The sequence below is a fragment of the Feifania hominis genome (genome assembly GCF_014384765.1).
GTDB lineage: Bacteria > Bacillota > Clostridia > Oscillospirales > Feifaniaceae > Feifania > Feifania hominis.
This window is the reverse complement of record NZ_JACRSP010000004.1, coordinates 19,321-43,462: the sequence shown is the minus strand read 5'-3', so window position 1 is coordinate 43,462 and position 24,142 is coordinate 19,321. Positions and strand designations below refer to the sequence as shown.

Genomic DNA, 24,142 nt, shown 5'->3' with positions numbered 1-24,142 from the left:
GTTTTTCTGAATAAATATTCATATCTATGCAATTTTATTAGATTATACAAAAGCTCCTCCCGCCCGGTCATGTTTTCTGTCATTTCGCATAAAATAGGACAAGGTGTATCTCTTTCAGGCAGGAACTTTCAGTTGTTTTTCCCCCGGAAACCGTGTATGATATTGGTATATTGTCACACGGGGGAACTTATTTTGCCTGTGTGCGTATTTAATAGTAAGATTTCACAAAGCGAGGGAATGACAAATGGCAAATGAGACATCGAATCTGCAGCCCGAAAACGGCGCTCCAAAGCACGGCGGGGCGCACACGGCGGGTATGCCCAAATACGCGAAGCTCACGCTGCTGTCCATTCTCGCAGTTCTCCTGGTGCTGCTCATCGCCGCGGCGGCCTACTTCTCCTGGTTCTATCTCGGCGACCGGGTGTTTCTCGGTGTGCGCTTTGGCGGGCAGGAGCTCGGCGGGCGCGGCTATGACGCCGCCGCGCAGCTTTTGAGCGAAGAGGCCAAACAAAAGGCGGCTCTGCCGCTGTCTATACAGTATGGGGAGCAGACGCTCTCCCGCCCGCTCGACACGCTTCTCGCGGGGCAGGATTTCACCGCCGCCGCGCAGCAGGCCTACGCCGTCGGGCGCACGGGAAACCTCTTTCGCCGCATCGGCGACGCCCTCGGAGCGCTCTTCGGCGGCCGGGTGATTGAGAGCCGGGCCGAGCCCTCCGACGAGGCGCTCGGGCGCTTTGCCGACGACTTCATCGCCCTCGCCGAACGCGACTACGCCCCCTCGAGCTTCGAGCAGCGCGACACCTACCTCGTCGTCTTCGCCGGGCAGAACGAGACCCGCTTCTCCCGCGATGCGCTGGTAAGCCAGCTCCGGGCGGCGGCAACGAACCTTGAAAGCACCACCATCGTCCCCGAGGCCGAGGGCAAACAGGCCGACTTTGACGCCGACGCAATCTACGCCGAACTGCACCGCGAGGCCGAGAGCGCGCGCGCCGAAATGGGGGCCGACGGTGACTATACCATTGTCCCCGAGACCTGGGGTCTCGACTTTGATCTCGACGAGATGAAGCAGAAAGTAGAACCGGGCAGCGGCAAAACCACGCTCATCACGATCGAGACCGTCGAGCCCGAAACCACGAAAGCCGAGCTTGAAAAGCTTCTCTTCGCCGATCTTCTCGCCGAGAAGCGCACAAAGCTCAACCCCAATCTCAAGGGGCGCACGAGCAACATCCGGCTCGCGTGCAGCTTCCTCAACAACACCATTCTCATGCCGGACGAGGTCTTCTCTTTCAACGACATCGTCGGCGAGCGCACCGCCGCGCGCGGCTTCAAGGAGGCCATCATCTATGAGCGCGGCCAGAAAGTCGACGGCCTCGGCGGCGGCATCTGCCAGGTCTCTTCGACCATCTACAGCGCCGTGCTGCGCACCGAGATGGAGATTGTCGAGCGCAAGGCCCATGTCTTCACCGTCGACTATGTGCCGCTGGGCGAAGATGCGACCCTCTACTGGGGCTCGATCGACTTCCGCTTTAAAAACACCACCGGCAACCCCATTCTCATCAAGGCCGTGCAGGAGAGCAACTACGTCGACATCAAAATCTACGGCACAAAGGACCCCTCCGTCACGACGACCATCTCCATCAAAAACGTGACCGTCGGCACCACTCCCTATGAGACGGTCTACCAGGAGGACCCGAACATGGCCCCCGGCACCGAAAAAGTCACCCAGACCGGCAACCGCGGCTATGTCGTCGAGAGCTACAAGGTGTACAAGGATGCCGACGGCAATGTCGTGGAGCAGAAGTATCTCTCAAAGTCCCGCTACAAGCCCGCAAACAAAATCATCACCCGCGGTCCTGCGGTCGACCCGGTCGGTCCAACCGAGCCCGCGACGCCGACCGAGCCCACCGATCCGGCCACTCCGACCGGGCCCACCGATCCGGCCACTCCGACCGGGCCTGTGACGCCGACCCAGCCCACCGACCCGGCCACTCCGACCGGGCCCACCGATCCGGCCTAGGCGCCGGAAGCGGCCCGCCCGGTGCCCCGACATCACGAATTTTTGACCTCACAGGGGGACCAGACGAACACTGGCCCCCCTTTTCCATCCACAGTTATGCAAAGCGAGGGAAAACAATATGCCAAGAACACGAAAACTTCTGTCCGTCCTGCTTCTTCTCATCCTGCTTGTGAATCTGGCGCCCGCCGCGCGGCCGGCCGAGGCGGCCGAAGCCGTGCCCGAGGAGATACGCGGCGTCTGGATTGCGTCGGTCTACAACATCGACTTTCCGAAGCCCGGCACCACCACCTCCCAGCAGAAGCAGCAGATCATCGACATTCTCGACACGGCGCAGTCCGCCGGGCTCAACGCCGTCTTCTTCCAGGTGCGCCCGACCGGCGATGCGCTCTACAAGTCCTCTCTCTACCCCTGGTCGGAGGTGCTGACCGGCACCCAGGGCCTCGCCCCGAAGCCGCTGTTCGACCCTCTGCAGGTCATGATCGACGAGGGGAAAAAACGCGGCATCGCCATCCACGCCTGGATCAATCCCTACCGGCTGACCAAAGGCTCCGCCTCCAACCCCAAAGACAGCATCTGGGATCTGTCTTCCACCCATCCGGTGCGCCAGAATCCCTCCATCGCCGTGCCCTACACCGACGGCAAGCTCTATCTGAACCCCGGCGAGCCCGCGGCCCAGAACCTGGTTGTCGAGGGTGTCCGGGAGCTGGTCAAAAACTACGACATCGCGGGCGTGGTCTTCGACGACTACTTCTACCCGAGCGGCACCGACAAATTTGACGACACGGCCGCCTACAAGAAGTACGGCGGCGGGCTCTCCCTCGCCGACTGGCGGCGAAAGAACACCACCGACCTTGTGAGAAAGACCTATGAGGCGGTCAAGGCCATTGACAGCAGCTGCCTGTTCGGCGTCTCGCCCTCGGGCATCTGGCAAAACAGCAAAAACTCCGAGCTCGGCTCGGCGACCAACGGCTTTGAGAGCTATTCGCAGATCTATGCCGACACGCGCGGCTGGGTCAAAGAGGGTATCCTCGACTACATAGCGCCCCAGATCTACTGGCCCATCGGCTACAGCGCGGCCGACTACCAGGTGCTCGTCGACTGGTGGAGCGACGTGTGCGACGGCACGGATGTCAAGCTCATGATCAGCCACGCCGCCTACAAGGTCGGCGACAGCTCCCCCGCCGCCTGGACTGACCCGATGACCATTCCAAACCAGATTGCCTACAACCGCAAAAAGGGCACTGTCTCGGGCAGCATCTTCTACGGCTACAGCAAGATCTCCTCAAATACCCTGTCGCTGCGCGACAATCTCGCGACGCTCTTCGGCGGCGGCAGTCTGCCGACCGTGACGCCCGACCCCGGCGACGGCGGCTCACAGGTCTTTGAAAACCACGAGCTTCGCATCGCCTACCCCTCGAACAACTACAAGACCGAATACGAAAAGACCTATATCATCGGCTCGGCCGACAGCCGCTACCCCGTCACCATGAACGGCGAGACCGTGGCGCGCACCGCAAGCGGCCACTTTGCCTGCTTTGTGGCGCTTGAGCCGGGGGTCAACACCTTTCGCTTTGCGTCGAACGGCAAGACCATCGACTACAAGGTGACCTGTACAAAGGGACAGTCGACCACCTCCGCCCCCTATCAGATGGACTCGCCCGGCTTCAAATCCGGCAGCCTCGCACCCACCTCCTCAAAGAGCTACAAGGTCGGCGACAAGGTGACCCTCTCCTGCATCGCCCCGAGCGAGGGCAAGGTCATCGCGAACATCAATGGCACCGCGGTCGCTCTCAATAGGGGCGAGAGCGTCTCCACAGAGGGCATTCCCTGCTCGAAGTTCACCGCGACCTACACCCTGCCTGCAAAAGCGGGCATCGGCCGCATCACCGTGGGAAAGCCCGAGTATGTGCTCAGCTACGGCGGCAAGACCTACAAGCAGTCGGCTGCGGGCACTGTCACGCTCTTTGTCCCCGACCCGCAGCTCACCGTGCAGGTGACGGCCACCGAGTCCATCGCACGCACCGGCCCCTCGTCAAACGACAGCCGCATCACGCCGCTCGCCAAGGGTGTGACCGACTATGTCACCGATGAGAAAAACGGCTACTACAAGCTGCGCTACGGCGGCTATGTCCACAAGGACAACGTCAAGGTCGTCAAGCAGACTCTGCAGAAAAACACCATCACCAAAGTCACCGGCACCCGCACAGAGAAGATCACCGACATCCGATTCACCATGCCGGTCTTCGCCCCCTACAAGCTCAAACAGAATTCCGACAGCATGGTCTTCACGTTCTACAACACCGTGGGCAAAGAGGCTTTCACCATGGCCTCGTCCAACCCGCTGTTTTCGGCTTTCTCTTTCAAACAGGACGGCGACAACGCCGTCTACACCCTGACGCTCAAACAGAAAGACGGCTTCTACGGCTACTCCATGAGCCACGAAAACGGCGTGCTCTCCATCAAGTTCAAGAACCCGCAGGATCTCGCCTCGGGCAGTCAGACGCTCGCGGGCAAGCTCATTCTGGTCGACGCGGGCCACGGCGGCAGCGACCCGGGCGCCATGGGCCCCATGGGCAAGGACGGCCCGAACGAGGCCGCGCTCAATCTGCTCGTGGCAAAGGAGCTCGAGACGGCCCTCAAGGCCAGGGGCGCCACCGTCATCATGACCCGCACGCAGGACACGAGCATCACCCTCGATGAGCGCTCGGCCATCACCCGCACCAGAAAGCCCGACCTGTCCATTTCCATCCACCACAACAGCCTGTCGAGCAACTACGACATTCAGAAGTACTTCGGCATCCTCACCATGTACTCGGAGAACTTCTCCTCCGCGTTCGCCAAGACCATGCAGCAGACTCTCATCGCCGAGCTCGACGGCCGCAAGGACAGCGGCACCCGCCAGACCGGCCTTGCCGTCTGCCGCATCATGGACTGCCCCTCCATTCTCATCGAGATGGGCTATGTCTCAAACCCCTATGAGTTTGAGCTCCTCTCCAACTCCGCCGAGATCAAAAAGGAGGCGGCCGCCATCGCCAAGGGCGTCGAAAACTTCTTCGTGAAATACTGATGCCGCCCGCGCGTTTCTTCTTGTCAAGACCTCAGTTACAGTGATACAATACGGAAAGAACTGTCTATAACCATATTGGAAGGGTGGAACCTATGTTAAAAGAGCTCAAGGCAAAGAGTCTCAAAAGCGTGATGATTCCCGTCATCATTCTTCTCGCCGTCGGCATCGGCATGTTTGTCTACAACGGCTTCGGCGTATTCAAGCTCATCGGCGGGCCGAAGTATCTCTACGATCTGCCCGTCGACGAGCTCAACGGCAGCTACGTCGAGGCGGAGATCTTCTATCTGCCCGACTGGTACGCCGTGACCGAGAGCCGCCGCGAGGGCAGCCCGGTCAAGACCGTCGTCAGCCGGGAGTACATCATCCCCGTCGGCGACATGGAATTCATGGGCGTGCTGATGAATAAGGAAAACCTCACCTACGCCGACCAGATCATGGAGGAGTCCCAGGCGTATCTGGACGGCGAGATCAGTGAACTCAACAACTACTTCACCGTCAAGGGCACCATTCTCCCCATGCCGGAGGATTCGCTCGGCTTCTACCATGACACCATCGGCTATGAGGAGCTTGACGCCGAGACACAGGCCTGGTTTCTGCCCTACTACCTCAAGGTGGACTATCTGGGCCGCACCCAGACGGCTCTGACCTGGGTGACCACCGGCATCGGCGTCGTCTGTCTTGCCATCGGCCTTTTGATGCTCATTCGCGCGCTCACCGGCGCCTATCAGAAAGAGATCAAAAAGTACTGTGAGACAAGCGGCGAGGGTGAGTTTGCAACAGAGCGGCTCGAGGCCTTTTACCAGTCGACTCAGCCCGTGGGCGGCATTCGCATGAACGACCGGTGGGTGCTCTTCCAGCAGGGCGCCTGGACCCGTCTGCTCGATGCGCAGGACCTCTGCTGGGCCTATCAGCGCACGACCCGCCACCGCACCAACGGCATTCCGACCGGCAAGACCTACGGTCTGATTCTCAAGACCCGCAAAAAGCGCAGCTTTGATCTCGGCATGGCCGAGGCGACCGTGCAGCAGACGCTTCACGAGATCGGTATGCGGCTGCCGCATGTGGTGCTCGGCTATGCAAAGGAGCTCGAACGCGAGTACAAAAACAACCCCGAAGCCTTTGTCCGCCAGCCCGTCACCACTCCGCCCGATCCCTCGGTCGAGCAGTAACCGTGCAAAAAGAGCACCGGCAAATCGCCGGTGCTCTTTTTCTGCCCTGCCGTTTCACTCTCCGCCGGGCGGCCCGCCGCAGTCCGATTTGTCCCGCAGCAGGACCTTATAGCGCTTTTTGGGCGTTGCATACCGACCGCGGCAATACGCAAAGAGCTCCCGGCGCGATTTTTCACCCCCTGCCCGACGGCGGATGAGTTCGAGCGTTACCTGTCATAGAGCCCGCGCACTCTGTCCGGGGTGAGACGAAGCCGCGGCGCAATTTTGAGAAATGACATACCCTTGCGCTCTCTCATGCCGAAGCCACCACCTTTTGTACCCCGTTTTCCACTGCGCCGGCGCCGTGTCAACGGCGGTTGCCCCGCCCATTTTTGTGTTGCCGGCGAATTAATAATATTGTAAGAATCCAAGGGCGCGGCTCTTAAGAATTACCCGGTATGCTAAAGACAGATTTCCGGCCGCCAATCAGAGGGGCGCGCCGGATGATCGACGCAAAAATACAAAGTATGGTATACTAATACCGAACAGCCATGCCGGCCGCTGTGAGGGCGGCATGACCTCAGACACTGACTGACAAATCGGGGGGAAGACAGATGAATATCCTCGTCTGCGACGACGACAGAGACATTGTGGAGGCCATCGCCATCTATCTCAAAAACGACGGCTATGACGTCTACCGGGCCTACAACGGTCTCGATGCGCTCAAAGTTCTTGAGGAGCAGGAGATCCACCTGATTCTCATGGACATCATGATGCCCCAGCTCGACGGCATGCGCACCACCATGAAAATCCGCGAGAGCCGAAACATTCCCGTCATCATGCTCTCGGCCAAGAGCGAGGACACCGACAAGATCATGGGGCTCAACATGGGGGCCGACGACTACATCACAAAGCCGTTCAACCCCCTTGAGCTTCTCGCGCGCGTCAAGAGCCAGCTGCGCCGCTACACGACGCTGGGCAGCTTCGTCACCCGGGAGAATGTCTTTCGCAGCGGCGGCCTCGTCGTGGACGACGAGCAGAAGTCGGTCACCGTCGACGGCGAGCCCGTCAAGCTCACCCCGGTGGAGTACAAGATGATCAAGCTGCTCACCGAGAATGCGGGGCGGGTCTACTCCATCGATCAGATCTACGAAAATGTGTGGAACGAGCCCTCTTTCCGGCCCGAAAACACCGTGGCGGTCCACATTCGCCGCATCCGTGAAAAAATCGAGATCAACCCTAAAGAGCCGAAGTATCTCAAGGTGGTCTGGGGAATCGGCTACAAAATCGAAAAGTACGAAAACGACTAGAACAGCGGCCGGCCGACAGAGCCCGCTGCGGAGGAAGTATCTGATGAAACACAATTTGAACCGGCACAAAAAAATCTGGTTGGCCCTTGTTGTGGCGGCGCTCGGCGCTTTCGCCGCGTGTGTCATCCGCCGCGCCCGGGGCTGAGCGGTCTGAAAGGCGGTACACCCTTGTTTGTCAAATGGAAGAAGAATATCGTGCTCAAGACCGCGGCATTTGCGCTCGCCGTGGTCTGCCTGACGCTCGCCTGCTCGATGCTGATCAACTCTTTTATCGAGTACCAGGTCGACATCTTCTCGGTCTTTGAGGCGAATTTTGAAAACAGCCAGATGCTCCAGGAGAAGTTTGACGAGGCGGCCTGGCCGATTCTGCGCCTGTGCTACTATCGCAGCGAGGAGTATATCAAAAGCGGCGCTCTCGTGACCGATGCCATGATCGAAAGTGAGACGCAGCGGCTGTTTGAGGACTTTCGCAGCCGTTTTTACTACGACGATGAGCGCGAGCTCTACTACTCGGAATACTCCGGCACCGAAGAGCCGACCAATCCCTCCTGGGATGAAGAGCAGCTGTATAAACTCTTTACACAGCAGTGGTCCCAGCGCATCGCAGCCCTTCGCGATGCGCTCATCGAGGAGCAGCTCCTCGACTTTCGCTACCAGCTCGAACGGTTCCAACAGGCCAATTACCTGACCTACTACTACAAGCTCGGCGACTATGTCAAAGCGAGTGACGCTTCGCTCTCGCGCGCTGACTTTCTCAAAATGCCGGCCTACAAGCTCTATGCAAACGCGAGCTACACCAATTCGCTCTCAAGCGGGCTCCACTCCGACTACATCGGCTATGAGATTCAAAATCAGATCGACCGCTCGCGCGAACTGGCGGGGCTGTCGGTGACCGACGACGCCGTGCTCTACCTCGGCATGGACGAGGCGAGCTACTCCGCCATGCAGTCCAGCTACAACCAGAGCCGCGCCTACTACCTCGGCATCCTGCGCGACGTGGGGCTGCTGGCGCTCACGGCTCTTGTGGCCGTCGTGTTTCTCTGCTCGGCGGCGGGTTACACCACCCGGCAGGAGGGCGTGCGTCTGCTGCTGTGCGATCGGCTGTTTCTCGAGGTGCATGCCATCATCGTGGGGCTTGTCATCACGGGCGACGCCTATCTGATCACGCTGCTCTACTACCGCGCAATCAACCAGTCTCTGTTCACGGTGCTCATTGCAATGAGTATCGTCATCATCCTCAACTTCGTGCTCGCCATTGCGAAAAACGTCAAAAACCACAGTTTCATTCAGCACACGCTCATCCTGCTGATTCCCTACAAACTCTGGCAGGCGATCCGCGGAGCCATCCGCACTGCGGCGATGAGCGGGCCGGTGGTTGTGCGCATCTTCGTTGTCGTGTTCGGGCTGGAGCTGCTGCTCTTTCTGACCATGGCGTCCCTGTTTACAAACTCCGGCTTTCTTGTGCTGGTGGGGCTTCTGATTCTCGCGGGGGCAAACATCGTCGTGCTGCGTCTGCTCGTCAAAAACTGCAGGGAGTACAGCGCCATCCGCGAGGGGGTCTCGCGGGTCAAGGGCGGCGAGCTCAACTACAAGATCAATCTGCCCGGCGACGGAGAACTCGCCACTCTCGCGCGCAACATCGACACCATCTCCGAGGGGCTTCAGAACGCCGTCGAAGGCGAGGTCAAAAGCGAGCGCATGAAAGCCGAGCTTGTCACCAATGTCTCCCACGATATCAAGACGCCGCTGACCTCCATCATCAACTACATCGATCTTCTCAAAACCGAGGGGCCCGGCGGGGAGCACTTTGAGGAGTATGTGAATATCCTTGAACAGAAGGCGGCGCGCCTGAAAAATCTGACGGAGGATCTGTTTGAGGCGACCAAGGCGAGCTCGGGCAACATTCCGTTCACCCTCGATCAGGTTGACGCCGTGGCGCTCATCACGCAGAGCCTCGGCGAGCTCGACGACAAGATCGAGGCCTCGGGCCTCACGTTCCGCACCGCCTTTACCGAGGACCGCATCATGGTGCTCGCCGACGGAAAGCTGCTGTGGCGGGTGCTGGAGAATCTCTTCTCCAATGTCTTCAAGTACGCCGCGCCCCAGTCGCGGGTCTATGTCACGGTCGCGACCAGCGGCGGCAACGCCGTGATCGTGGTCAAAAACGTGTCGGCCTACGAGCTCAATCTCCCCGAGGAGGAGCTCATGGAGCGCTTCAAGCGCGGCGACGAGGCCCGCGCGAGCGAGGGCAGCGGCCTCGGCCTGTCCATCGCGAGAAGCCTGACCGAGCTCATGGGCGGCAGCTTCAAAATCGAGATCGACGGCGACCTCTTCAAAGCGACGGTCACCATTCCCCTTGTGAGCTGAAGCGCCGCCCCGGCTTCCAGAAATTTGTTCCCCATTCTCCACTGTTTTATAGTACAATAGAGACGCCGGGCGGCCTTTGAACCTTTTTTGCCGCCCTGTCGTCTAACAAGTGACAAAGACCACGCCCAGAGCCCGGTCGGAGGTGTAATATGCGTTCCCGCATCAGACAGATCCGCGCGGAAAACCGCGGACGTTTTCAGACACAAAAGAATATTATGCTGGTTCTTTTTCCCGTGTTTTTGGCGCTGGCGACCCAGTTCAACCAGTCTCTGAGTCTTGCGAAGCTCGGCGAGTATCTCTTTGGCAAGCCGCTGATCTTCCTGTTTGACACGCTGGTTGTCACGGCAATCTTCGTCGTGCTGCTCGCCATCGCCCGCCAGGCCTGGATCGCGATGGCCGGCACGGGGCTTCTCTTCTACACCCTGTCGCTGGTCGAATTCTACAAGTACGACGTCAGCGGCAGCCACTTTACCCTCGCGGATCTGGTGATGACCACCAACATGTCCGACGTCGCAAAATTCGCAAAGCTCGACATCCACCCCGGCGTCGTGCTGTCGGTTCTGTTTCTGCTCGCCTGGCTTCTGATCGCCTTCTTTCTCGACATCCGCGTCGGGTGGGAGCGCTACCGCTCCATTCTCACCGTCTCGGTGTCGGCGCTGCTGCTGCTGGGCATCTTCTTCCCCTCGACCATCTCCGAGCGGATCATGGAGGCGTTCACCATCGACACCGAGCCGGCCGAGAACGTGTTTAAAGTCAATGAGAAATACGAGAAAAACAGCCTGATTTCGTTTCTGGTGGACTCTGCGAGCGAGCAGATCGACCGCTCGGTTGAGACTGCCACTGTCCCACAGGACTACAGCCGCCAGACGGTGGCCTCGCTTCTGAGCGCCGGCTTCCCGGCCGATTCCGCCGCCGGCTTTCAGGCCCCCAACGTCGTGGTCGTCATGAACGAGTCCTTTGCCGACATGCGTATCTTTGAGGATCTCTCCATCGCGCAGGACACCTATGCGAACTTCGACGAGCTGCGCCGCGAGGGCTACGCGGGAACCGCCATTGTACCCACGTTCGGCGGCTATACGGTCAAGACGGAGTTTGAGCTGATGTTCGGGCTTCCCGTGCGCTCGCTCGGCAATCCCGTCATTCCGCACCGGCTTCTCTCCGACCGGCCGCACGAGACCTTTGCCTCCTACTACCGCAGTCTCGGCTACTCCACAACCTACATTCACCCGTTCAGCCGGTCGTTCTACTCGCGCGACGAGATCTACAGCACCTACGGCTTTGACAAGCTCTACTTCGACGACAATCTCACAGTGGGCGCCGAGAACTACCGCCACTACATCGACGACCGCATCGTCTATGAGCAGATTGAACAGGAGCTGAAGACAAGCGAGCGCCCCGCTTTCATCTTCACCACAACCATGCAGAACCACCAGCCCTACTTTGATGAGAACTCGCCCGAACCCGAAATCAGCTACTATCTGCAGAACATTAGCAACTCCGACAAGCAGCTCGGCGCGTTCATCGACTTTCTTCGTGAGTTTGACGAGCCCACGGTGGTGCTCTTCATCGGCGACCACTTCCCTTTCTTCACCCCCCAGAGCAACACCTATGAGGACCTCGGTATCACGGGCGACAACTGCGCCGCGCTCTATGAGCAGAGCTACCTGATCTGGAGCAATGCAGATCTGCTCGACCGCAGCGCCCTGCCGCAGGGCAAGACGAGCGCTTTCTATCTGCCCCACATTCTCGCGGACGCCATCGGCGCGCCGAAGACGGCCGTCACAAAGAGCATTCTCGCCGAGATGCAGAGGCGCCCTGTCTACTCACCCGGCTACGGTGACACCGAGACGGCCGACCGCATGCTCGATCTGCTCACCTACGACCGCGTGCTCGGCGAGGGCTACTCGCTGACGCAGTCTCTCAAGACCAATTGACACAGGCCGGCGCCGCGCGCCGGCTTGTTCTCTTGCCCGCGGCGTGACAGGATGGCCGCAAAGAGGGAGAGCCATTCGATTTTACCCGCGTAAAACACCTGATAAAGACCGCGCCGGGAACATGTGCCGGTGCGGCCAAAGAAGACTTATGGGAGGTTCGCTCATGAAAAAACTGTTGTCCGTACTGCTTGCGGCGCTGCTGCTGCTCGGCGCGGTGCCGGCGGTCTCGGCCGCCGGGGCCCCCGCGCCCGCCATCATGCTCGACGCGCAGCGCCTGTCCTATGCGGCCGCTGACGCCGAGCCTGTGCTCAGCGCTGCCGGGCGCACCATGGTTCCGCTGGCCGCGACCGTCCGGGCCATGTTCCCGCAGGGGGCCACGGTGTCGACCGTTCACGACACCGCGACCGTACAGGCCGGCGGTGTGGAGCTCGTCTTCCAGCAGGGCGAGGACGCCATGCTGCGAAACGGCGTGTCGGTTCCGCTCGAGGGGGGCGCGCCCTATCTGGAAAACGGCGAGCTGATGGTGCCGGTGCGGCCTCTCGCCGAGGGGCTCGGTCTCTTTGTCGGCTGGTCGTCTGAGGGCGGCAGCCCGACTGTCACCCTCTACCACAACCCCGGCGCGACCGACGCCGAGCGCAGCGCGGCAAACTTCATCTTCTCGCTGCTCGGCAACCCCTATGCGGCCGGCGGCTATGAGCTCGACGACGCCATGAGCGCTCTCTTCTCGTCGCCGAACGGGGGCGTGCTCATCGACTCTCTCTTTCAGGGCGCCGGTCAGTTCGCACAGCTCGCCGCCCCCTACTCGTTCTCGATGCAGGGCTACGAGATGGCAGTGCTGCCCACGCGTTTCACGGCGGGCGCGGCCAACATCTGCGTCACGGTCGACACCGCCGGAAAGATTGCCGGCATCCAGCTTCTGCCCTACGGCGAGACTGTCCCGGCCGTCATGCCCGAGGGGGTGTCCGAGAGCGAGCTGAACTTCACCGCGGCCGACAGCAAGGTCTTTTCCGGCACCATGACAAAGCCCGACGGCGAGGGCAAATTTCCTTGTGTCGTGCTGGTTCACGGCTCGGGCATGAACGACCGCGACGAGACGGCCGGCCCCAACAAGCCGTTTCGCGATGTGGCCTGGGGGCTCGCCGAGCGGGGCATTGCGGTCTACCGCTACGACAAACGCACCTATCTCTATCCCAACGAATCCAGTCTCGACGAGACCTTTGATATGGAAAAGGAGACGACCCTCGACGCCGTGGATGCGGTCAATATGGTCGCGCAGCTTCCCTATGTAGACACGGAAAACATCGTTGTGCTCGGCCACAGCCAGGGGGGATATAAAATCCCCGCCATCGCCGAGAAAGCCGATCAGGCAGATAAATTCATCATCATGTCAGGCCCCGCGCGCAGTCTGCCCGATCTGATGGTGGAGCAGTACACGTTTCTGACCACCGTAAACGGCGTGCAGACCGAGCAGGGCAAACAGATGGTCGCCGCTCTCAAGGCCGACATCGCCAAGCTCACCGACGACAGCGTGCCCGACAGCGAAATTCTGCCCATGCTCGGCGCGCGCAAGTACTACTGGAAACAGACGCTCGGCTATGACCCGATCGAGGTCTCAAAGTCCATCACCGAGCCGGTGCTCGTCACCCAGGGCGAGCGCGACTACCAGGTCACCATGGAGGATTTCGCCCTGTGGAAAGCCGCCCATGCAGACGACGCCAACTGGAACTTTCTCTCCTACCCCAAGATGAACCACATGCAGGCGGACGGGGAGGGCCCGATGAACAACCTCGAGTATCTCGTACCCCACCGGGTGAAGGAGCAGCTTCTCGACGACTACGCCGCTTTTATCAAAGGATAGGCAAAAAAGAGCGGGGCATCCGATCGGATGCCCCGCTCTCTTCTTTTACAGAAAACACTTTTTCCCCGGCCAGATACCGCCGCCCGACAGCTCCTGTTCGATGCGCAGCAGACGGTTGTACTTGGCGACCCGCTCGCCGCGGCTCGGCGCGCCGGTCTTGATCTGTCCGGCGTTCAGCGCCACGGCGAGATCGGCGATGAGCGTGTCGGACGTCTCGCCCGAGCGGTGCGAGACGATGCTCGCGTAGCCGTTTCGACGGGCGGTGCGCATGGCGTCCATGGTCTCGGTGAGTGTTCCGATCTGGTTGGGCTTTATGAGTATGGCATTGGCACAGCCGTGTTCCATGCCCCGTTCCAGCCGGGCGGTGTTCGTGACAAAGAAGTCGTCGCCGACGAGCTGCAGCCTGTCGCCGAGCGCTTCGGTGATGCGCCGCCAGGCGTCCCAGTCCTCCTCGCCGACCGGATCCTCAATCGAGCGGATGGGGTAGCGCTCGGCAAGAGAGCGCCAGTGTTCGATGAGCTCATCGGCCGTACAGCTTTTTCCGGCCTTTGGCAGGCGGTAGCCATCGGCCGTCTTCCACTCGCTCGCCGCGGCGTCCATGGCGAGCACAAAGTCCTCGCCCGGGCGGTAGCCTGCGCGCTCCATGGCGCGCAGCAGATACTCGATCGCCTGCTCGTCGCCCGGCAGATCGGGCGCACAGCCCCCCTCGTCGCCGACACTGGCGCTGAGCCCCTCCTCGACCAGCAGACTTCTGAGCGCGTGAAAGACCTCCGCGCACCAGCGCACGCCCTCGCCAAACGAGGGGGCACCCACCGGCATGATCATAAACTCCTGCACGTCGATGCTGTTGGTGGCGTGGGCGCCGCCGTTTAGCACATTCATCATCGGCACGGGCAAAACCTGCGCGCTCACACCGCCGAGAAAGCGGTAGAGCGGCAGATTGCAGGCCACAGCTGCCGCCCGCGCGCAGGCGATGGAGGCCGCGAGCATGGCGTTTGCCCCGAGGTGCACCTTGTTCGGCGTGCCGTCGAGTGTGAGAAGCGCCCGGTCGACCGCTGTGGTATCGGTGGCGTCAAGCCCCGCGAGCGCCTCGCAGATGGGGCCGTCGACATTCCCCGCCGCCCGCAGAACGCCCTTGCCGCCGTAGCGGCCGCCGTCGCCGTCGCGCAGTTCCACCGCCTCAAAGGCACCGGTCGAAGCCCCGCTCGGCACCGACGCGCAGGCGCGCACACCCCCGGCGAGCGCAACCTCTGCTTCGACCGTGGGGTTGCCGCGCGAGTCCAAAATCTCGCGGGCGGTGACACTCACAATTCTGGTCTTATCCATACTCACAAACCTCCTTACCTTTCTATTGATGATTTGTCCAATCAAAGCGATTTTATTCGCCGAGAAGCGCCACCTGAAGCTGCTCCACCGTCTCGACAAGCAGCGTCGCGCCGGCCTGTTCGAGTTCCTCGCGGCCGCCGTAGCCGAAGAGAACGCCGATCGAGTCAAGCCCAAAGCGGTTCGCCGAGAGAATGTCAAACTTCCGGTCGCCCACCATCACGGCATCCGCCGGGTCTTCAATGGGGATGCGTTCCACGGCGTAGGCCATCACCTCATCCTTTGTTGTGCGCGCCTCGTCGGGCGTCGCGGCGGCGATGAAGTCAAAGTATTCGATCAGGCCGAAGTGGCGCAGCACCACATGCGCCAGATACTCCGGCTTTGAGGTCGCAAGCGCCACAAAGATGCCGGCCTCCCTGAGCGCAGCGAGCATCTGCTCAACGCCCTCAAAGGGGGCGTTTTCATACACCCCGCGGTCGTTGTAATATTCGCGAAAATACTTGAGCATCTGCGCTGCGTCCTCGTGCGAGAGGCCGTAGACCTCCCGGAAAGCCTCCAGCAGCGGCGGGCCGACAAAGCTTCTGAGCCGGCTCTCGTCGGTCTCCTCGATGCCAAAGCGCGTAAGCGCGTATTTCACCGCGGCAATCACGCCGGGGGCCGACGCGGTGAGCGTGCCGTCGAGGTCAAACAGTGCAATTTTATGGCGTCTCATCAGACTCCTCCTTTTTCATGCAGTCCGGGCAGCGCCCGGTGAGTTCCAGCCGGTGGCCGGTGATGACAAAGCCCGTGTCTTCTCCGATGCGCTCGGCGAGCTCCTCCACGGGGCACAGGTCAATCGACACCGTGCGCTCGCAGAGCTCGCAGCGCAGCGTGTGGCTGTGGCGCGGCGGCGGCAGACGGTAGCAGGCGCGCCCGTCGGCGCGCACCGACTTGACCGCGAGCCCCCGTTCGCAGAGCGCCGCGAGCGCGCGGTAGACCGTCGAGAGATCCGCGGGCTCGGTCCCGGCGCAGGCGAGTTGGATCTCCTGCGCCGTGAGCGCCCGGCCGCTGCGCTCGAGCGCCTGTAAAATCGCTCGGCGGCGCCGGGTGTTCCTCGTGCGCTCCATCACAGCACCCCCGTGAGCAGCATGCCGGCCGCCGTGGCGAAGACAAAGAGGATCGCCATGACCTTGAAGTTCTCGCGCAGGCTGCGGTTGCTCTTGAAGAGCATCAGCAGACCCACCCCCGCGCCGGTCGAGAGCCCCGCAATGATGGAGCCGAAGCCGATGGCGCCCGAGAGGTAGAGCTCGGTGAGCACGACCGACGCCGCGCAGTTCGGAATGAAGCCGATCAGGGCCGCGACGGCAGGGGCGAAAATACTGTTTTGCATCAGCAGGCGCCCAAGATTCTGTTCGCCGATGAAGTGGATGGTGAGATTGAGCAGAAACGTCGCCAGCAGCACAAACGCAAAGGTGCTCGCCGTGTGGCGCAGCGCCGGCCGCAGAATGCCGTGCTCCCCGCCGCACTCGGCGGTGTGCTCCTCATGTTCACGGCGCACTTCGGCCGGCTCAAGGCTGCGCCGCCCGCCGAGCAGCAGATCAGTCGCAAAGCCCGCGACGAGCGCAACGGCGAGTTTCGCCCCCACAATGGCAAAAATCTCGTGGGCGCTGCCCGGGTGGGCCAGAAGTACCGGAATCGCCTCGTCCGACGTCGAGACAAAGACCGCCACGAGCGTGCCCATGGTGATGACGCGCCCGGCGTAGAAATTGGCCGCCGCCACCGAGAAGCCGCACTGCGGAAAGATGCCGAGCACCGCGCCCACAATGGGGCCGAAGCGGCCGGTGCGGCGCAGCGCAAGCTCCATCTTCTCCGACGAGCGGTGCTCAAACCACTCCATGAGCAGATAGGCCGCGAAGAGAAACGGCAGCATCTTCGCGCCGTCAAGCAGAGTGTCCAGAATGAGATCGGTCATAACTCCTCCTTAAACGCAAATCATTTGCATTAATACAGTCTAATCATTTCCATCGGCAAAGTCAAGAAAAATTCTTGACAGGGGCATATGTGTGCGTTATAGTGTATATATAGTATATATACACTATAACGAGGTGCTTCATGGACATCATCATCTCCAACAGCTCCGGGCGCCCCATCTATGAGCAGATCACAGGCCAGATCAAGCAGATGGTGGCAACCGGGGCCCTCAAAGAGGGCGACGCGCTGCCCTCGATGCGGCTTCTCGCGCGGGAGCTTCGCATCAGCGTCATCACGACCAAGCGCGCCTATGAGGACCTTGAACGGGACGGATTCATCACAACCGTTCCGGGCAAGGGCAGCTTTGTCGCGGCTCAGAATCTCGAGCTGATCCGCGAGGAACATTTGAAACTCTGTGAGGACAGTCTGCAAAGGGCGGTCTCTCTGGCAAAGCGCGGCGGCGTCACGCTCGCCGAGCTTGTCGAGACGCTGACTCTGCTCTACAAGGAGGAGTAACCCTATGGATGGCAACATCCTGACCGTATCAAATCTGTCGAAAACCTACCCGCAGTTCTCTCTTGAGAATGTGAGCTTCACCCTGCCCTCGGGCTCGATCATGGGCTTCATCGGGGAGAACGGCGCCGGCAAGACCACAACGCTCAAGCTGATTTTGAATCTCATTCGCAAGGAGTCGGGCGACGTCACGCTCTTCGGGCTCGACCATGTGCGCGACGAGCGCGCCGTCAAGGAGCAGATCGGCGTGGTGCTCGACGACGGCTTCTTCTACGAGCTGCTGCGCCCGGGGCAGCTGCCCGCCGTCTTAAAGCGCGTCTACCGCAGCTTTGACCCCGCGCTCTATGACAGCTGGCTCAAGCGCTTCGATCTGCCCGCCGGCAAGCCCATCAAAGAGCTGTCAAAGGGCATGAAGATGAAGCTCTCGTTTGCCGCGGCCCTCTCCCACCGGCCGAGACTTCTGATTCTCGACGAGGCGACAAGCGGCCTCGATCCGGTGATGAGAAGCGAGATTCTCGATCTGTTTTTGGAGTTCATCGAGGACGAGAGCCATGCGGTTCTGCTCTCGTCGCACATCACAAGCGACCTTGAAAAAGTGGCGGACTACATCACCTTTATTCACGAGGGACATATCGTATTCTCCGAGTCCAAGGACGAGATTCTCGAGCGTCTCGGCGTGCTCCACTGCCCGAGCGGCGACTTTCGTCTGCTCGACCGGGAGGATGTCATCGGCCGCCGGGAGAACCAGTTCGGCTGCGACGTGCTCGTGCACGACCGCCGCCTCGCCCGCAGAAAGTACCCCGAATACCCCATCGACGGCTGTTCGCTCGATGACATCATGCTCTACTACGTAAAGGGGGATGCCGCATGTTAGGCCTTGTCTGCAAGGACTTTTACAATCTCGCAAAGTATCTGCGCACCATGCTCATCGCCATTGTGCTCTTCGGCGTCTACGCCGTCATGCTCGGCGACGTCAGCATCTTCAGCGTCATGGCCCTGATCTACCCGATGATGAGCGTGCTGTCCACGTTCAGCTATGACAACTACTCCAAATTCGACACCTACGGCCTGTGCATGCCCCTCAAGCGCTCGCAGTTCGTCGGGGCGCGGTATCTGCTCACGCTCATTCTGCTCGGCCTCTCGACGCTTCTCAACTGCGCCGCGGCGGTCCTCGCCGCCGAGCGGGGCGCGAATCTCGGCGAAGTGCTTCTGCCCTGCTACGTCTACTTCGCCCTGGGGATGCTGCTGTGCTGTGTGATGATTCCGGTTGTATACCGCTTCGGCGTGGAGCGAAGCCGCCTGATCGTCATGGCGCTCTTCCTCATCCCCTCCATCGGCTTTCTGGTGCTGTTCAAATCGGGGGGCGGCTTCACCCCGTCCGAGCAGGCTATCCGAACTCTGCTCTACGCCTCGCCGCTGCTGCTGCTCGCGGCGCTCGGCCTCTCGTTTCTGATCTCGCGGCACATTTTCGCCAAAAAGGAATTTTGAAGAAAAATGCCCCTGCCAAAACGGCGGGGGTATTTTTTTGTGCAACTTTTCTTTCATTTATTTTATATTTTGCATTGAATTCCATCACGCGGCATGGTACACTCACAGTATGAAAGAAAACTTGCAAAAATTTGAAATTTGAATTATTTTTTTCATATCGGTGGGAGGAACCGGACATGACAATGCGAATCGAGCGCGACTCCATCGGGGAGATGCGGGTTGACCAGAACGCCTACTACGGCATTCAGACGCTGCGCGCAGCGGAGAATTTCCCCATCACGGGCAGAGCACTCCACCCGGAGTTCATCCGCAGCCTTGCCGCGATCAAGCGTGCGGCGGCCATCACCAACTACTCCGCGGGGCTGCTCACCACCCGTCAGTGCACCGCCATCTGCGCCGCCTGCGACGAAATTCTCGCGGGCGAGCTGCGCGAGTGGTTCATCACCGACCCCATCCAGGGCGGGGCCGGCACTTCGGCCAACATGAACGCAAACGAGGTCATCTGCAACCGCGCCATCGAACTGCTCGGCGGCGCCAGAGGCGACTACGCCGTTTTGCACCCGAACGACCACATCAACATGGGCCAGTCGACCAACGACGTCATCCCCACGGCAGGCCGCGTGACGGCGATTGTTCTGCTCGGGCGGCTGATCGGGTCGCTCGCCTCTCTCTGCCGGGCCCTTGCAGACAAGGAGCTCGAGTTCGATGACATCGTCAAGGTCGGCCGCACTCAGCTGCAGGATGCCGTACCCATCCGCCTCGGGCAGGAGTTCGGTGCCTGGCGCTGCGCGATAGAGCGCGACATGGCCCGGCTGCGCGCCGTGAGCGACGAGCTCGCCGTTGTCAACATGGGCGGCACCGCCATTGGCACAAGTCTCAATGCGAGCTCTTTCTATGTCAGCCACATCGTCGGGTCGCTTGCGGAACTGACCGGGCTGCCGCTTCGCCAGGCGTCCAACCTCATTGACGCCACTCAGAATCTCGACGCCTTTGTCGCCGCCTCGGCGGCGGTGAAAAACTGCGCGGTCAACCTCTCGAAGATGTGCAACGATCTGCGTCTTCTCTCCTCCGGCCCGCGCACGGGCATCGGCGAGATCACCTTGCCCGCGCGCCAGAACGGCTCGTCCATCATGCCGGGCAAGGTCAACCCCGTCATTCCCGAAGTGGTCAGTCAGATCGCGTTTGGCGTCATCGGCAACGACTGCGCCATCACCCTTGCGGCCGAGGCCGGTCAGCTTGAGCTCAACGCCTTTGAGCCCATTCTCTTTTACAAGCTCTTTGAATCCATCGAGACGCTGGCAAACGGCGTCGCCAGTCTCGATCACAACTGTCTGCGCGGCGTCACCGCCAACCGCGAGCGGTGCGGCGCGCTGCTTGAGGGCAGTGTCAGTGTCGTCACCGTGCTCTGCCCCAGGCTCGGCTATCAGAAGTCGGCCGCCATCGCCAAAGAGGCCCTGCGCACCGGGCGGCCGGTGCGCGCGCTGCTGCTCGAGCAGACGCCTCTCACCGCCGAGGAGATCGACCGGCTTCTCGACCCGCGCGGCATGACCATGGGTCACGCGGGTTGAGTTGCATAAAAAGACCCGGCAGCAAGTGCTGCCGGGTCTTTTTATGCGTTCAGCGCCGGCCGGCTCCGCCCCCGCGGGAGGAACCGCCTCCACCCGAGCGGCTGCCGCCGCCAAAACTGGAGCGTCCGCCTCCGGAGCGGCCGCCGAAACTGCTGCCTCCGGAGCGGCCGAAGCTCGACCGGCCCGCGCCGCCACCGCGTGACGAGCCGCCGCTCGAAAAGCCGCCCCAGAAACCGCCGCGCGGCGGTCTGGAGGACCCTCCCGGAGGAGGACCGCCCCCGGGGCCTCTCGGCGGGGGCGGCGGATAGCGCGGTCTGCGCCCAAACAGGGGCACAAAGACCGTTGTGCGCCGCGGCGGGGGCGCCCCGTAGCCGCCCTGATAGGGGCGCGAGTAGCGCCGGTGGCGGCTTGCGGAGATCAGCGAGGCGATGACAAGCACCACAAGCAAAATGAAGCCCACCGTCATGATGGTTGCAAGCGGCGAGCGCCGGGGCTCGGGCTCATAGTAGTCCGGCTCATACGTGCCGCCGGAGGGCGGCGTGACAGTCCCGCCGATCGTCCCCTCGCCGTAGTGGTCATACACCCGGTCGACGAGCTCGTCGAAGACCTTTCTCACGCCGGCGTCGTAGTCCTTTGCGGCGAAGTCCTCCTCGAGGTAATCGTAGAGAATATCGCCGAGCGTGGCGCTCGAGAGCTCCTTCTCCATGCCCCGGCCCGGCGTGATCCAGTAGTTGTCCCCGCCGATGTCGAGCAGGAGAAGCAGACCGTTTTGTTTCTCCTCGGAGCCGACGCCCCACTCGTTGAACAGGGCGTAGGCATAGTCCTCAATGCTGTTGTCGCCGATAAAATCCATCGTCACAACGACGATCTGCGCGCCGTTTGCCGCGAAGAGTTTGTCGTTCTCCTCGACGATGTGGGTGATGGTGTCGCTCTCGAGCACGTCGGCGTAGTCGGCCACATAGAAGCTCTCGCTCGGCTCGGGCAGATTGGATACGGCCGATGCACCCAGTGCGGCTGTGCAGAGCAGCAGCGCCGCCAGAACGAGCGCCGCGAGCTCCCTTGCTGTGTGTCTGGTATTCGTCACTTGTGTACTCTCTTTCTCTACTTGATTCGCTCAAGCGGTTCGATGCCCATCAGAGCGCTGACAACGCCCCGCGGGAAACCCGACAGGCGCTCGTTGAAGCGCGCCGCCTGCGGGTCGTAGTCGTTGTGGGAGATGGTCTCGCCGCGCGAGACCATCTCGGTGACCTGGCGCTCGAAGAGCCTGCTGTCCTGCTCATTCATGCCATAGCTGCCGCTCTCGCTGCGAACGAGAGCGAGCGCCTCGGTGAGCGCGGCGTTCGCCTCGGCCATTTCGCCGATCTCCTGCGCGTCGAGCAGCGCGCGCCGCGCTGCGGTCAGCGCCCTTGCGCCCTCGGTGTCATTTTTGTCGTACTTCGTCGCGAGAGTGAGCAGATTGTAGGCGCACTCGGCGCGCTTTTGCAGATCGTTGTAGGCCGAAAGGCCGTCGCCCTGCGTGCCCTCGTAGAATACATCGAGAGCGCGACTTCGCTCACGGCGCAGCCCCGCGGCGCACGAGAAGAGAATGGTCAGCACCACGGCGAGCGCCAGAACGGCCCAGGCGAGTTTGCGGTTTTCCCAGAGCTTCAACGTCCTCTCCTCCTAGCGCAGCTCCAGCAGCTTCGCCTTGAGCTCGCCCTCGATCATGGTCAGCTCCTGCTCGGCGGCGCGGCGCTTCTCGCGGCCCTCCTGCTGAATCTTGAGCACCTCGTCGAGCGTCGAGATCAGCGACTGGTTGGTCTGGCGCAGGGTCTCGATGTCCACAATGCCGCGCTCAGACTCCTTGGCGGTCTCAATCGAGCCGGTCTTGAGCATCTCGGCGTTCTTTTTGAGCATCTCATTTGTCATATCGGTGACGGCGCGCTGCGCCTGCATAGCCTGCTGCGAGTGGGCGAGCCCGAGCGCGAGCACCATCTGGCTCTTCCACAGCGGAATGGTGTTGACGATGGAGGACTGTATCTTCTCCGCCATCAGGCTGTCGTTGTTCTGAATCAGGCGGATCTGCGGCGCCATCTGAACGGAGATGTTGCGCGTCAGTTCCAGATCGTGCAGCTTTTTCTCAAAGCGGTTGCAGCGGTTGGCAAGGTCGTTTGCGGCCTGCGCATCCTCGGGCAGGCCCGAGGCTTTCGCCTTCTCATTGAGCGCGGGCAGATCGACCGTCTGCACCTGCTCGAGCTTCTTCTTGCCCGCGAGGATGTACATGGTCAGCTCCTTGAAGTACTGCAGATTCATCTCGTACATCTTGTCGAGCATGGCGATGTCTTTCATCAGGGTGACCTGGTGCTCCTCGAGCATGCCGGTGATCCTGTTGACGCTGTTCTCCGCCTTGTCGTAGCGTGTCTTGAGAACCTCCACCTTATTTCGGGTCTTTTTGAACAGGCCGAAGAGGCCCTTGCTCTCCTCGGTGGCGTCAAAGCCCTTGAGCTCCACCACAAGCTCGGTGATCATGTCGCCCACCTCGCCGAGGTCTTTCGAGCGCACTTTCTCGAGCGCCGAGCCCGAGAAGTCGGCGATGCTCTTCTGCGCCGCCGCGCCGTACTGCAGCACCATGTTGGTGTTGTCGATGTCGATCTTCTCGGCGAACTCGTCGACGGCTTTCTGCTCTTCGGGGGTGAGCTTCGTCTCCTCGATGGTCACCGGGACGATCTCTTTTTTGGGCTCCGCCGGCGCGGTCGGGTCAAGGGTCAATGAGGGCATGCCCTCGTTCAGATTGGGCTCCAGTGTCAGTTTCGGGATCTCGCTCATGGTCATTCATCCTTTCCCTTGTTGTTTTTAAATTCGTTTTGGTCCAGCAGGCCCTCGCTCGCCATCATGCTCTCGAGCACCTGTATGTCGGTCGTGATATCGAGCGCCTCATCGTGGTAGAGCCGGTCGAGCTGGCGCTCAAAGGCGCGCGCAACAAGCTCCATGCTGTCGCGGATGCGGGTGGTCGCCTCGGCGACATTTTCGCCCCGGACATCGGCCGAGGTGAGCCTGGCATAGGCGGCGAGCAGCTTGTTCGCCGTGGGCAGAAAGTAGTTGAGAAAACGCCGGATGTCGTCGAGCTTCTCGGGGTGCTGTGCCACGAGCTTTAAAATCCGGTCCCCCGCGGTCTCCATGCGGCCGATCTGGGCCGAGAGCACCTCGTCGGGGATCAGCTCGTTTGCGCGGCGCAGTTGCTCGAGCCCGCGGCGGCCCTGGGCGATGGCCTCGTCGACCGTCTCGTCGCCGGTTTTGATCTCCGGCTCCGGTTCCCGGACCATCACCGTGCGCGCCGGGATCAGCCGGTCCGCCACGGCAAAGGTCACCGCCGCAGCCGCGAGCACCCCCAGAATCGCGCCGATACCCGTCAGGGGAATGAGAATGCCGAGCAGCACGAAGACGCCCGCCGCAAGGTAGATGGGAATGGCAGTTTTGATCTTTTTCTCTCTCAAGAAATCCTCTCCCGTCAGTGTTCTGAATTCAGTTTACCTTTTTTGGCCGACTGCGTCAAGCGCGCGCAGAGCTCCCTGCGGTCTCCGTCGGGCCGCGGGGAAAACGCACGGCGGCTCTCCCCGCTG

At 61.2% G+C, this 24,142-nt stretch carries 19 protein-coding genes; 11 read left to right on the top strand and 8 right to left on the bottom strand.

Going from position 1 to position 24,142, the window contains the following annotated elements:
• Positions 1–244 precede the first annotated feature (244 nt).
• The 7 genes from H8695_RS11615 to H8695_RS09235 all read left to right on the top strand — a co-directional run bounded on the left by H8695_RS11615 (position 245) and on the right by H8695_RS09235 (position 13,701).
• Complete coding sequence (locus H8695_RS11615; RefSeq protein WP_283243682.1) at positions 245–2,017, top strand: VanW family protein; 1,773 nt, start codon at positions 245–247, stop codon at positions 2,015–2,017.
• Positions 2,018–2,135: 118 nt separating this feature from the next.
• Positions 2,136–5,084, top strand: coding sequence for an N-acetylmuramoyl-L-alanine amidase (locus H8695_RS09260; protein WP_249300891.1), 2,949 nt, complete (start codon positions 2,136–2,138; stop codon positions 5,082–5,084).
• A gap of 92 nt (positions 5,085–5,176) precedes the next feature.
• Positions 5,177–6,253 carry a DUF6709 family protein gene (locus tag H8695_RS09255; protein WP_249300889.1) on the top strand — a complete coding sequence of 359 codons (1,077 nt, stop codon included), beginning with the start codon at positions 5,177–5,179 and terminating at the stop codon, positions 6,251–6,253.
• A gap of 593 nt (positions 6,254–6,846) precedes the next feature.
• Complete coding sequence (locus tag H8695_RS09250) at positions 6,847–7,542, top strand: response regulator transcription factor (protein WP_249300886.1); 696 nt, start codon at positions 6,847–6,849, stop codon at positions 7,540–7,542.
• 168 nt (positions 7,543–7,710) lie between these two features.
• Positions 7,711–9,909: a HAMP domain-containing sensor histidine kinase gene (locus H8695_RS09245; RefSeq protein ID WP_249300884.1), complete on the top strand. Its 2,199-nt coding sequence runs from the start codon at positions 7,711–7,713 to the stop codon at positions 9,907–9,909.
• A gap of 215 nt (positions 9,910–10,124) precedes the next feature.
• Positions 10,125–11,843: an LTA synthase family protein gene (locus H8695_RS09240; protein ID WP_249300882.1), complete on the top strand. Its 1,719-nt coding sequence runs from the start codon at positions 10,125–10,127 to the stop codon at positions 11,841–11,843.
• Positions 11,844–12,006: 163 nt separating this feature from the next.
• Positions 12,007–13,701 (top strand): alpha/beta hydrolase family protein, encoded by a 1,695-nt coding sequence (locus H8695_RS09235; RefSeq protein WP_249300880.1) that lies wholly within the window; start codon positions 12,007–12,009, stop codon positions 13,699–13,701.
• Between the two features lie 45 nt (positions 13,702–13,746).
• On the opposite strand, the gene eno is transcribed toward H8695_RS09235, so the two are convergent.
• From eno to H8695_RS09215, 4 genes are read right to left on the bottom strand one after another with little or no spacing between them, the layout of a single operon-like run.
• A complete protein-coding gene (gene eno / locus H8695_RS09230; protein ID WP_249300878.1) occupies positions 13,747–15,027 on the bottom strand; it encodes a phosphopyruvate hydratase in 1,281 nt (426 codons plus the stop codon).
• Positions 15,028–15,079: 52 nt separating this feature from the next.
• Positions 15,080–15,736 carry an HAD hydrolase-like protein gene (locus tag H8695_RS09225; protein WP_249300877.1) on the bottom strand — a complete coding sequence of 219 codons (657 nt, stop codon included), beginning with the start codon at positions 15,734–15,736 and terminating at the stop codon, positions 15,080–15,082.
• Positions 15,723–16,130 (bottom strand): Fur family transcriptional regulator, encoded by a 408-nt coding sequence (locus H8695_RS09220; RefSeq protein ID WP_249300876.1) that lies wholly within the window; start codon positions 16,128–16,130, stop codon positions 15,723–15,725. The genes H8695_RS09225 and H8695_RS09220 overlap by 14 nt, the downstream gene beginning before the upstream one ends.
• Complete coding sequence (locus H8695_RS09215) at positions 16,130–16,975, bottom strand: putative manganese transporter (protein ID WP_249300874.1); 846 nt, start codon at positions 16,973–16,975, stop codon at positions 16,130–16,132. The genes H8695_RS09220 and H8695_RS09215 overlap by 1 nt, the downstream gene beginning before the upstream one ends.
• Positions 16,976–17,115: 140 nt before the next feature.
• Here H8695_RS09215 and H8695_RS09210 point away from each other — a divergent pair, with 140 nt between their 5' ends.
• The 4 genes from H8695_RS09210 (at position 17,116) to H8695_RS09195 (ending at position 20,543) form a co-directional block, all read left to right on the top strand.
• Positions 17,116–17,490, top strand: coding sequence for a GntR family transcriptional regulator (locus H8695_RS09210; RefSeq protein WP_249300872.1), 375 nt, complete (start codon positions 17,116–17,118; stop codon positions 17,488–17,490).
• 4 nt (positions 17,491–17,494) lie between these two features.
• Positions 17,495–18,361: an ABC transporter ATP-binding protein gene (locus H8695_RS09205; protein ID WP_249300870.1), complete on the top strand. Its 867-nt coding sequence runs from the start codon at positions 17,495–17,497 to the stop codon at positions 18,359–18,361.
• On the top strand, positions 18,355–18,975 hold the full coding sequence (locus tag H8695_RS09200) for an ABC-2 transporter permease (protein WP_249300868.1): 621 nt from the start codon (positions 18,355–18,357) through the stop codon (positions 18,973–18,975). Before H8695_RS09205 ends, H8695_RS09200 begins: the two co-directional genes overlap by 7 nt.
• Before the next feature lie 176 nt (positions 18,976–19,151).
• On the top strand, positions 19,152–20,543 hold the full coding sequence (locus H8695_RS09195; RefSeq protein WP_249300866.1) for an aspartate ammonia-lyase: 1,392 nt from the start codon (positions 19,152–19,154) through the stop codon (positions 20,541–20,543).
• Between the two features lie 49 nt (positions 20,544–20,592).
• Here H8695_RS09195 and H8695_RS09190 read toward each other — a convergent pair whose 3' ends face one another.
• From H8695_RS09190 to H8695_RS09175, 4 genes are read right to left on the bottom strand one after another with little or no spacing between them, the layout of a single operon-like run.
• On the bottom strand, positions 20,593–21,627 hold the full coding sequence (locus H8695_RS09190) for a TPM domain-containing protein (RefSeq protein WP_249300864.1): 1,035 nt from the start codon (positions 21,625–21,627) through the stop codon (positions 20,593–20,595).
• A gap of 17 nt (positions 21,628–21,644) precedes the next feature.
• Positions 21,645–22,193 (bottom strand): LemA family protein, encoded by a 549-nt coding sequence (locus tag H8695_RS09185; RefSeq protein WP_249300862.1) that lies wholly within the window; start codon positions 22,191–22,193, stop codon positions 21,645–21,647.
• A 12-nt stretch (positions 22,194–22,205) separates the two neighbouring features.
• Positions 22,206–23,348 carry a toxic anion resistance protein gene (locus H8695_RS09180; protein ID WP_249300861.1) on the bottom strand — a complete coding sequence of 381 codons (1,143 nt, stop codon included), beginning with the start codon at positions 23,346–23,348 and terminating at the stop codon, positions 22,206–22,208.
• Positions 23,349–23,350: 2 nt separating this feature from the next.
• On the bottom strand, positions 23,351–24,016 hold the full coding sequence (locus H8695_RS09175) for a 5-bromo-4-chloroindolyl phosphate hydrolysis family protein (protein WP_249300859.1): 666 nt from the start codon (positions 24,014–24,016) through the stop codon (positions 23,351–23,353).
• Positions 24,017–24,142: the final 126 nt, after the last annotated feature.

What these genes read in the sequence shown, in the direction of transcription:
- H8695_RS09250 (WP_249300886.1), top strand. Translation starts at nt 6,847, where the DNA reads ATGAATATCCTCGTCTGCGACGACGACAGAGACATTGTGGAGGCCATC.
- eno (WP_249300878.1), bottom strand. Translation starts at nt 15,027, where the DNA reads ATGGATAAGACCAGAATTGTGAGTGTCACCGCCCGCGAGATTTTGGAC.
- H8695_RS09210 (WP_249300872.1), top strand. Translation starts at nt 17,116, where the DNA reads ATGGACATCATCATCTCCAACAGCTCCGGGCGCCCCATCTATGAGCAG.
- H8695_RS09240 (WP_249300882.1), top strand. Translation starts at nt 10,125, where the DNA reads ATGCTGGTTCTTTTTCCCGTGTTTTTGGCGCTGGCGACCCAGTTCAAC.
- H8695_RS09225 (WP_249300877.1), bottom strand. Translation starts at nt 15,736, where the DNA reads ATGAGACGCCATAAAATTGCACTGTTTGACCTCGACGGCACGCTCACC.
- H8695_RS09200 (WP_249300868.1), top strand. Translation starts at nt 18,355, where the DNA reads ATGTTAGGCCTTGTCTGCAAGGACTTTTACAATCTCGCAAAGTATCTG.
- H8695_RS09255 (WP_249300889.1), top strand. Translation starts at nt 5,177, where the DNA reads ATGTTAAAAGAGCTCAAGGCAAAGAGTCTCAAAAGCGTGATGATTCCC.
- H8695_RS09180 (WP_249300861.1), bottom strand. Translation starts at nt 23,348, where the DNA reads ATGAGCGAGATCCCGAAACTGACACTGGAGCCCAATCTGAACGAGGGC.
- H8695_RS11615 (WP_283243682.1), top strand. Translation starts at nt 245, where the DNA reads ATGGCAAATGAGACATCGAATCTGCAGCCCGAAAACGGCGCTCCAAAG.
- H8695_RS09195 (WP_249300866.1), top strand. Translation starts at nt 19,152, where the DNA reads ATGACAATGCGAATCGAGCGCGACTCCATCGGGGAGATGCGGGTTGAC.
- H8695_RS09215 (WP_249300874.1), bottom strand. Translation starts at nt 16,975, where the DNA reads ATGACCGATCTCATTCTGGACACTCTGCTTGACGGCGCGAAGATGCTG.
- H8695_RS09260 (WP_249300891.1), top strand. Translation starts at nt 2,136, where the DNA reads ATGCCAAGAACACGAAAACTTCTGTCCGTCCTGCTTCTTCTCATCCTG.
- H8695_RS09220 (WP_249300876.1), bottom strand. Translation starts at nt 16,130, where the DNA reads ATGGAGCGCACGAGGAACACCCGGCGCCGCCGAGCGATTTTACAGGCG.
- H8695_RS09235 (WP_249300880.1), top strand. Translation starts at nt 12,007, where the DNA reads ATGAAAAAACTGTTGTCCGTACTGCTTGCGGCGCTGCTGCTGCTCGGC.
- H8695_RS09205 (WP_249300870.1), top strand. Translation starts at nt 17,495, where the DNA reads ATGGATGGCAACATCCTGACCGTATCAAATCTGTCGAAAACCTACCCG.